4 protein-coding genes are annotated in these 9899 nt (G+C 70.7%); all 4 read left to right on the top strand.

Going from position 1 to position 9899, the window contains the following annotated elements; translation table 11 throughout:
• Positions 1 to 2184 (top strand): autotransporter domain-containing protein (locus LL962_RS17860; protein ID WP_228317880.1); only part of this gene is annotated, 2184 nt, incomplete at its 5' end.
• 228 nt (positions 2185 to 2412) lie between these two features.
• Positions 2413 to 5817, top strand: a complete 3405-nt coding sequence (gene recC, locus LL962_RS17855; protein ID WP_228317879.1) for an exodeoxyribonuclease V subunit gamma — start codon at positions 2413 to 2415, stop codon at positions 5815 to 5817.
• Positions 5814 to 9542, top strand: a complete 3729-nt coding sequence (recB, locus tag LL962_RS17850) for an exodeoxyribonuclease V subunit beta (protein WP_228317878.1) — start codon at positions 5814 to 5816, stop codon at positions 9540 to 9542. The genes recC and recB overlap by 4 nt, the downstream gene beginning before the upstream one ends.
• Before the next feature lie 117 nt (positions 9543 to 9659).
• The gene (locus LL962_RS20930) at positions 9660 to 9782 is read left to right on the top strand and encodes a hypothetical protein (protein WP_255626414.1); all 123 of its coding nucleotides are present in this window, start codon (positions 9660 to 9662) and stop codon (positions 9780 to 9782) included.
• The last annotated feature ends 117 nt before the right edge of the window (positions 9783 to 9899 follow it).

The following is a 9899-nucleotide window of genomic DNA, read 5'->3' as shown; positions in this document are numbered from 1 at the left end:
GCGCCGTACAGCTATGCGCTGAGCGCGGGCGCGCTGCCTGCGGGCGTCACGCTGGATCCGGCCAGCGGCGGGCTGAGTGGCACGCCGACGGTGGCGGGTACCTTCAACTTCACGCTCACCGTGTCCGACAGCACGCCCAGCCCGGCCGCGCAGGCATCGCGCAGCTATGTGCTCACCGTGAACGCGGCCACGCTGGTGATCGCGCAGGGAACCCTGCCGCCGGCGGTCAGCGGCACCGCGTACACGCAGACCCTGTCCGTCAGCGGAGGCGTGGCGCCGTACGGCTTCGCCGTGACCAGCGGCACCCTGCCGGCAGGATTGACCCTGGCCGCCAACGGCGTGCTGTCGGGCACCCCCAGCGCCGCAGGCAGCAGCAATTTCACCATCACCGTGACCGACCGCAGTGGCGCCAGCGCCGCGCAGGCCTACACCTTCACCGTCGGCAGTGCCGCGCCGGTGGCGGTCGACGACGCTGCAGAGACCGTCGATGGCACCGCGGTGACCGTGGCGGTGACCGGTAACGACACCGGGACGATCAGCACGATCGCCATTGCCGCCGCGCCGGCCAATGGCACCGCCGTGGTCGATGGTCTGCAGCTGATCTACACGCCCAGTGCCGGCTTCATCGGCACCGACGTCGTGCGCTATACCGCCAGCGGCAGCGGCGGGACCTCGGCGGCAGCCACGCTGACCATCACCGTGAACGCGCGGCCGGTGGCGGTGTCGGTGACCGCAGAGGCGGTACCCGGCGAAGCGCAGCAGGTGGATATCACCCGCAACGCCACCGGCGGGCCGTTCGTGGCCGCCGCGGTGGTCGCGGTGCTGCCGGCCTCGGCCGGTACCGCCACCATCACCCGCGTCGGCGGTGCGGCCATCGCTTCGGCGGCGGGCGCTTCCGGCCCATCGACGGCGGCGACCGCGATGGCCGAGCCGCCCAGCTTCGTGCTGACCTTCACGCCCAACCCGGCCTTCGTCGGCCAGGCCACGGTGCAGTTCACCCTGTCCAATGCGTTCGCCACCTCGGTACCGGCCAACGTGGTGTTCAACATCGCACCGCGCCGCGACCCGAGCCAGGATGCGGAGGTGCGTGGCCTGATCGATGCGCAGTCCGAGTCCACGCGGCGTTTCGCGCGGGCGCAGATCGACAACTTCCAGCGTCGTCTGGAGGCCACCCACCGTGGCGGCGGCAGGTTCACCAATGCGGTGAGCTTCCAGCCCACCTCGCATTGCCGTGAAGCCGATCGCGGCGTCAGTGCGCAGCCCTGCAGCCCGGGCACGCAGGATGCCGACAACGACTTCCGCGATGCGCCGGCGGTGGCCGCGGGTAGCAGCACCGGTGCGCAGGACCAGGGCGACCTGGGGCTGTGGATCGGCGGTGCGATCCGCTCGGGCAGCCTGAACCGGCAGGCCAACAGCAACGGCGTGGACTTCCAGACCGATGGGTTGAGCGTGGGTGCCGACTACCGGCTGGCACCGTCGCTGGCGATCGGTGCGGGTCTGGGCTGGGGCCGCGACGACAGCGACGTGGGCACGCTCGGCAGCCGCAGCAAGGGCACCGCCTACACCATGGCCCTGTACGCCAGCTTCCATCCGGGCAAGGCGTTCTTCTTCGACACCCTGGTGGGCTACCAGCTGCTGTCCTACGACCTGCGCCGCTTCGTCACCGACGACAGCTCGCTGGCCGAAGGCAACCGCGACGGCAAGCAGTGGATCGCCTCGCTGTCCACCGGTGCGGATCTGCAACGCGGCGCGCTGCAGGTGACCCCGTATGCGCGCGTGGATGTGGCGCGCGCCACGCTGGATGGTTACGTCGAACAGGGGGTGGCGCCGTTCGCGCTGCGCTATGCCGACATGGATGTGGCCACCACCACCGGTAACCTGGGCCTGCGCCTGGAATGGCGCCGCGAAGTGGCCTGGGGCCGGCTGACCCCGCAGTTGCGCATGGAATATCAGCGCGACTTCCAGGGCCGTGGCGATGCGACCTTGAGCTACGCCGATCTCAGTGGCGGTCCGTTCTACCGCACCGGGCAGGCCGCGTTCGACCGCAATCGCCTGATGGTGGGTATCGGCGCGGCGTTGCTGACCGATCAGGGGCTGTCCACGCGTCTGGAGTATCGCGGCATCACCGACGGCGACAGCAACACCGATCAGACCTGGATGATCAATCTGGAGAAGAAGTACTGATCGCGGTCCACACCATGCGGTGAGCAATGCAATGGGCCGGGCGCGACGTTCGGCCCATTGCGTTTTCATGGGCGCATGCGGCGACGCGACGCGTCCGGGTGCAGGCACGATGACGGTGCGAGCGGTTGCCGGCCGGGACGCGCAGTGCAGCAGCGCGCCGCGGTGCTGCTGCCCGCGAAGGCGGCGCCAACGCGCACCTGCACGCGATCCGGCACAATGCCTGCACGCATGCACGCCACATCCGCGCCCGATTTCCGTCTTTATCCATCCAATGCGCTGGATACCCTGGCTGCCCTGCTCGCGCAGGAGCTGCGCCGCCCGGTGCCCGGGCAACCACTGCTGCAGCCGGAGGTGGTGCTGATCCCACAGGTGGCGATGCGGCGCTGGTTGCAGTCCACACTGGCGGCCGAGCACGGTGTGGCGGCGAATCTGGAATTTCTCACGCCCGGCGAATTTGTCGCGCGCGCGCTGGAGCGCAACCTCGGCCCGGCCGACGACGATCTGGACATGGCCACCACGCAGTGGCGGCTGTATGCCGCGTTGCAGGCCGATCTGGGCCGCGACGCGGCACTGGCGCCGCTGGCCGGCTATCTGGCCGATGGCGATGTGCTCAAGCCGTGGGCGCTGGCTGGCGAACTGGCCAGCGTGTTCGAGAAATACCAGGCCTGGCGCCGCGATTGGTTGCTGCGCTGGGAAGCCGGTGCCGACGTGGACGATCCGCAGGCGCGGCTATGGCGCAGCATCGCCACCGGCCGCCAGTACCGCGCACGCCGCATCGGCCAGTACCTGGATCGCCATGCCCGCAGCGATGGGCCGCTGCCGCAGGGCTTGCCCGGCCGGCTGTTCGCCTTCGCCATCCTCAACGTATCGCCCGATGTGCTGCGCGTGCTGGCCACGCAGGCACGCGTGGGTACGCTGCATTTCTATCTGCCCACCCCCACGCAAGGGTATTGGGGCGATCTGCAAACCCTGTGGCAGCGCCGCCGCGAAGGCGGGGCGGTGGCGTTGTTCGCCGATCAGGTGCAGGAAAACCCGCTGCTGCAGGCCTGGGGGGCGGCCGGGCGCGATTTCATGGCCTTGATCGGCGATCACGAGGTGGTGCATCCGCTGGCCGAGATCGCCGCCTACGCCGATCCGCTGGAGTCCGGCCGGCGCACCCTGGCGGCGGGCGGCCTGGGCGACAGCCTGCTGCGGCGCATGCAGAGCGATCTGTTCCATCGTCGCGCTCCTGCCGTCCCGGCCGCGCTGCCGGCGGTGAATCTGCACGACCCCAGCCTGCAGGTGCACGCCTGCCACACGCGGCTGCGCGAGCTGCAGGTGTTGCACGACCAGTTGCGCGCGCTGCTGGACGATGCACGCTTCGAGCCGCCGCTGCAGCCGCGCGAGATCGCGGTGCTGTCGCCGGACATCGACCCCTACGTGCCGTATCTGGACGCGGTGTTCGGCAGCCACGGCAACGACGGCGCGCTGCCGTACGCCCTGGCCGATGCCAGCCCGCTCGCCAGCGAACCGCTGGCCGAGGTGTTTCTCACCCTGCTGAAGCTGCCGATCGCGCGTTTCGGCCTGCACGAGATCCTGGACCTGCTCGCCAGCGCGCCGATCGCCGAGGCGGCCGGGCTGGACGAGGCCGGTCTGGAGCGCTTGCGCGGCTGGCTGCACGCGGCTGGCGCACGTTGGGGCCTGGATGGGCTGCATCGGCGCCAGCATCAGGCTCCGGGCGACGACGCCTACACCTGGCGCTTCGCCCTGGACCGCTTGTTGCTCGGCCACGCCAGCGGCACCGATCAGGAGATCGACGGTGTGGCGCCGTGGCCGCAGCTGGAAGGCAGCGCGCTGGCCGCGCTGGACACGCTGCTGCGCCTGCTGCGCGTGCTGGAACGGCACCAGGCCGCACTGGCCCAGTCGCTGCCGCCGGCCGACTGGCGCGAACGCCTGCTGGAGCTGCTGGATGCGCTGATTCCCACTGCGCCCTCGGCGCCACGGGCGCAGCGCGCGCTGGACCGGCTGCGCAGCCTGATCGACCAGTTCGCCCGCGATGCGCAGCGCGCGCAGTACGCCGGCAACGTGCCGGCCGAGGTGGTGCGTGCGCACTTCGCCGCGGTGCTGGGCGAATCGGATACGCGCGCGCCGCTGCTCACCGGCGGCATCAGTTTCGGCCGCATGGTGCCGATGCGCCTGCTGCCGTTCCGGGTGATCTGCCTGTTGGGCATGAACGATGGCGATTTCCCGCGCCGCGATCCGGCCGCCGGACTCAATCGCCTGACCGCCGAACTGGGCACCGAGCGTCGGCGGCATGGCGACCGTTCCACCCGCGAGGACGACCGCTTTCTGTTCCTGCAGTTGTTCGCCTCCGCGCAGGACGTGTTCTACCTGAGCTATCTCGGCGCCGACGCGCGCGATGGCAGTCCGCGCGAGCCCTCGGTGCTGGTCAGCGAATTGCTGGCCACCGCCGCGCAGTCTCACGCCGCCCCCGATGCCGCCGACGCCCTGGTGGTACACCATCCGCTGCAGCCGTTCGCCGCTGCCGCCTTCGGCGCAGAGAACGAGGCGGGTACGGACCCGCGCCGTTTCAGCTATCGCCGGCAATGGCGCCCGGCGGTGGACAGCCTCACCGGCCAGCGCCAGCCGCTGGCGCCGTGGGTGGCCGGTGCGCTGCCGGCCGACGACAGCGCCCTGCCCGAGCGGGTGTCCATCGACGATCTGCGCCGCTTGTTCGGCGATCCGGCCGGGCAGTTCCTGCGCCACCGCTTGGGCATGCGCCTGCCCGATCCGGCCAGCGAAGACAGCGATCTGGAACCGCTGCTCGCACCCACCCGCGGGCTGGAGCACCATGGCCTGCAGCAGCAGGTGTTCGAGGCTGCGCTGGCCGACGAAGTGGACGGGCTGTACGAACGCCTGCGCGCACGCGCGCTGCTGCCCTCTGGCCCGCTGGGGCGCCGCCAGCTCGACGAACGGCTGGCACAACTGCGCCCGTATGCGCAGGCCTTCCGGCAATGGCGTGGCGAGGAACAAGCGCAGTCGCAGCGGCTGCAGGTGCAGATCGGCGATGTCGCGCTGCATGGCCGCGTGCCCGGCTGGTACGCGCATGGCGTGGGGCGCGTGCAGGTGGGCGCGCTCACCGGCCGCAACGCGATCCGGCACGGCCTGGAATGGCTGCTGCTGCGCGCCGCCGGCGAGCAGGTGCCGTACGTGCGCTTCTTCGACCACGACGACGGCCTGGGCCCGCATCCCATCGATGCGCAGCCGCTGTCGCAGGCACAGGCGCGTGCGGCGCTGGGCGAGTTGCTGCAGCTGTATCGGCAGGGCCTGCAGGCGCCGCTGCCGTTTGCGCCTTACAGCAGCTGGAAATACCACCAGGCCGCGCGCAGCGACGATCTGGACAGGGCCATCAAGGACGCGGCCGGGCAGTGGCAGTCCAGTTTCGGCTGGAGTGAGTCGCACAGCCCGGAGCTGCGCCTGGTCCATCGCGGCCGCGACCCGTTCGCCGATGCGCAACGTTTCGGCGACTTCGCCGCCACCAGCCATCGTCTCTACGATCTGCTGGAGCGCGCCAACACCGACCCAGCGCTGGATCCGCAGCGCGTGCGCGAAAGCTGGCGGCACTGGCATGGCGCGCAGGACGACGGCGAATGAGCGCGTCCACCGTGACCGACCCGTATCTGCAGCTGCCGTTGGACGGCGTGCGCCTGATCGAGGCCAGCGCCGGCACCGGCAAGACCTTCACCCTGGCCACGCTGTTCACCCGGCTGGTGGTCGAGCGCGGCCTGCGCATTGGCCAGATCCTGGCGGTGACCTTTACCGAAGCCGCCACCCAGGAACTGCGCCGGCGCATCCGCGAGCGGCTGGTGCTGGCCGCCACCCTGGTCCCCGACGCCCCCGTAGGCGCGGCCCCGGCCGCGACCGACCTCGCCGACGATCCGTCGCGGCCAGGTCCGCTCCTGCAGGACGCGCCCGACGTCCTGCTCACCCGCGCCATCCTCGCCGCGCATCTGGCGGCCAGCGGTGAAACCCCGGCCACCCTGCGCCGGCGCCTGCAGCAGGCGGTGGAAGAAATCGATCTGGCCGCAGTGTTCACCATCCACGGTTTCTGCGCCCGCGTACTGCGCGAACATGCGCTGGAAAGCGGCCAGGCCTTCGCCGCGCCGCAACTGCTCGCCAACGACCGCGAACTGCTGGGCGAAGTCGCCGCCGACCTGTGGCGCCAGCGCGCCGCCGATGCGGCGATGGCAGAGGATCTGGTCGCCCTATGGTCGGGTGGCCCGCCGGAGCTGGCCACCGATCTGCGCGTGCTGGTGCGGCATTCGCAGTTGCTGCCTTCATCCGCGCCGCCAGCGCCCGACCCGACGCCGATCCGCCACGCGGCCGCGCAAGCCCTGGTCGCCGCCCTGCACGCGCACGGCGACGCTGCATACGACGCTATCGCTTCGGCATTCGATAACAAGGTCTTCGATGGCCGCCGCGCGCGCCGCGCCAGTTTCGACAAGGCCTTCCAACAGCTATGGAACGGCAGCGCCGATGCCCACTGGGTTCTGGACGAGAAGGGACACTTGGACAAACTGCTGCCGGCACGCATGCGCGAGTTCTGCAAAGACGGCGCGCAAGAACGCGTACCGTGTTCGCCATTGTTCGACGCACTTCAAGTCTGGCAACAGGCCGACCTGAAGGTGCAACAATGGCAGCAGCAGCGCCGCATCCGCCTGCTGCATGCCCTGCGCGAAGATGCCATCGCGCGGCTGGCCCTGCTCAAGCGCCAGCGTCGCGTGCAGACCTACGACGATCTGGTCGATGGCGTGGCGCAGGCGCTGGAAGGCCCGCAGGGCGAGGCCCTGGTCAGGCGGCTGCGCGCGCAATACGCCATCGCGCTGGTGGACGAATTCCAGGACACCGACGACCGCCAATGGGCGATCTTTTCCAACGTGTTCGGCAACGGCGCGCTCGCGCTGGCGGCCGGCTTGGCGCCGTCGCTGTTTCTGATCGGCGATCCCAAGCAGGCCATCTACGGCTTCCGTGGCGGCGATGTACGCACCTATCTGGCGGCGGCGGTCAGCGCCGAACTGGCGCCACCGCTGAGCCACAATTTCCGCTCGCGCCCCGGCGTGCTGGCGGCGATCGATGCGCTGTATGCGCAGGCCGGCTACACCGACGCCTTCCTCACCGACGGCATCGCCTTCCATCCGGTGCAGCCGGGCACCAAACGGCTGGACACCGACCTGCAACGCGACGGTGCCACCGCCCCGGCGTTGACGCTCTGGCGCGCGCCCGAACCGCCGCTGCCGCCCAAAGGCAAGCCCAAACCCTGGAGCGCCGGCCGCGCCCGCGAGCTGGCCACCACCGCCTGCGTGGCAGCGATCGGCGGCTGGCTGACCGCTGGCCGCGACGGCCACGGCACCATCAACGGCCGCCCGGTGCAGGCCGGCGACATCGCCGTGCTGGTGCGTAACCACAGCGAAGCCACCCGCATCCAGCAGGCGCTGGGTGCGCTAGGCATTCCGGCGGTGGCGGCCGGCAAGCAAAGCCTGTTCGCCACCGACGAAGCGCTGGAGCTGCTGGCCCTGCTGCAGGCCTTGCTCGATCCGGGCGACGACAGCCGCCTGCGCGCCGCACTGGCCACGGTGCTGATCGGGCAAGACGCCATGGCCATCGCCACGCTGGAGCGCGATGGCGAACGGCATCGGCGCTGGCAGCAACAGGCGCTGGACTGGCGCGAACGCTGGCAGCGGGGCGGCCCGCTCGCCTTGATCGGCGAGCTCGGCGCCACGCATGGGCAGCGCCTGCTCGCCCTGGCCGATGGCGAACGTCGCCTCACCAATTACCTGCAACTGGCCGAGTTGCTGCAGGAAGCCGACGCGCGCGCGCTCGGCCCGCATGGCCTGGTCGACTGGCTGACGCGCCGCATCGCCAATGCCGATAAAGAAGACGAAGCCCAGCAACTGCGGCTGGAATCGGACGCGCGCCGCGTGCAGATCGTCACCCTACACAAGAGCAAGGGCCTGGAGTACCCGCTGGTGTTCCTGCCGTACATCGGCATCGGCCGCAGCGACAAGGGCGCTGGCCGCCACTGTGTGGTGCATGCGCCGCAGACCGGGCGCCAGTTGCACTGGAATGTGTCCAAATGGAGCCGGGACAAGGACGATCCCGCCTGGAGCGCCGCCGAAGCTGCGTGGAGGCAGGAACAACGCGCCGAAGACGCGCGCCTGCTGTACGTCGGCCTGACCCGCGCCGAGCATGCGCTGTGGATCGCCAGCGGCAGCTTCCACCAGCACGAACGCACGCCGCTGGCCGGCATGCTGCGCGCGCTCGACGCGCTGCAGGGCGCGGCAGGCGAGGGCATGGTGATGGTCGACACCGCCCTGCCGCCGGCCCATCTGCCGCGCCTGCCCGCACCGCCCGAGGCGCAGGTGCCGCCTGCGCGCATCCCGCAGCGGCAGATCGCACCGGAGTGGTGGGTCTACAGCTTCACCCAGCTGGCCAACGCCGATGCCGGCGCGGCCACCGACCCGATGGCCAGCGCCACCGTGGTGGGCAGTGGCGGCAGCGACGAACCCGCCGCCAGCGACGTCGCGGCAGTGCCCACCGAGGCCGAGCCGTTCGATTCGCGCTTTGCCGGCAACCGCTTCGGCGTGGTGATGCACGATGTGTTCGAACGCTGCGACTTCGCCGCCTGGCAGCACTGGCGCCCCGGCGACCCCGCACCGGAGGGCCAGGCCGCCCCGATCATCGAAGCGCTGCAACGCGGCGGCTACGCGCAGGACGAACGCGAGGACGGCTTGCGCATGCTCACCGCGCTGATCGGCAACACCCTCACCGTGATCCTGCCCGAAGGCAGCGCCCTGGCCACCGTGCCCGAGCCGCAGCGCCGCAACGAGATGGAATTCCACTTCGCCATGCAGCCCACCCGCGTGGATGCGCTGCTGGCGCTGCTGCACCGCTTCGACGTGGCCGGCGAGCGCCAGGCCTTCGGCACTCGCCAGCGCCTGGAAGGCCTGATGACCGGCCTGATCGACCTCACCTATACCGTCGATGGCCGCTGGTACGTGCTCGACTACAAATCCAACCGCCTGCCCAGCTACGACGCCGATACCCTGGCCCGTGCCATGGCGCATAGCGAATACACCCTGCAGGCGTTGATCTATACCGTGGCCCTGCACCGCTGGCTGCGCTTCCGCCTGGGCGATGGCTACGATTACGCCCGCGACTTCGGCGGCGTGCGCTACCTGTTCTGCCGCGGCCTGGACGCGGCCCGCCCGTCGATCGACGGGACGTCGGCGCCCGGCGTCCACGCCTGGCGCTTCGCCCCGGCGCTGGTCCAGGCGCTGGACGCATTGTTCGCCGGCACACCGGTCGAGGAACCGGCATGACCCCGCGCCCCGATCCGCGTGCCACGCGGCATGTGTGCGTGTTGGAAGATGTCGTCGTAACGGCCCACGTCGAGGTCGGGCACGCCCGGTCCGCCGGTACACCGGTCAGACCCAGCCATGACCCCGCTCGCCTGTCTGCTGGCGAAGCGGCACGTGCGGGTGTTCCATCATGTCGTCGTAGCCCAGGTCCGGATCGACTACGCCCCGTTCGCCAGCACGGCCGTGGAGGCCCAGCCATGAGCCTGTGCCCCGGTCCGCATGCCAAGCGGCACGTGCAGATAGTCGACAACGTCGCGGTAACGGCCCAGGCCCAAATCGGGCACGCCCGGTTCGCCGGTACGGACGCCGAGGCCCGTC

This window comes from Xanthomonas sp. NCPPB 1067, from assembly GCF_020783795.1.
Classification (GTDB): domain Bacteria; phylum Pseudomonadota; class Gammaproteobacteria; order Xanthomonadales; family Xanthomonadaceae; genus Xanthomonas; species Xanthomonas melonis.
This window is presented reverse-complemented; position numbering and strand designations above follow the sequence as displayed.

Coding starts and splice junctions, on each gene's coding strand:
- LL962_RS20930 (WP_255626414.1), top strand. CDS start 9,660: ATGACCCCGCTCGCCTGTCTGCTGGCGAAGCGGCACGTGCGGGTGTTC.
- recC (WP_228317879.1), top strand. CDS start 2,413: ATGCACGCCACATCCGCGCCCGATTTCCGTCTTTATCCATCCAATGCG.
- recB (WP_228317878.1), top strand. CDS start 5,814: ATGAGCGCGTCCACCGTGACCGACCCGTATCTGCAGCTGCCGTTGGAC.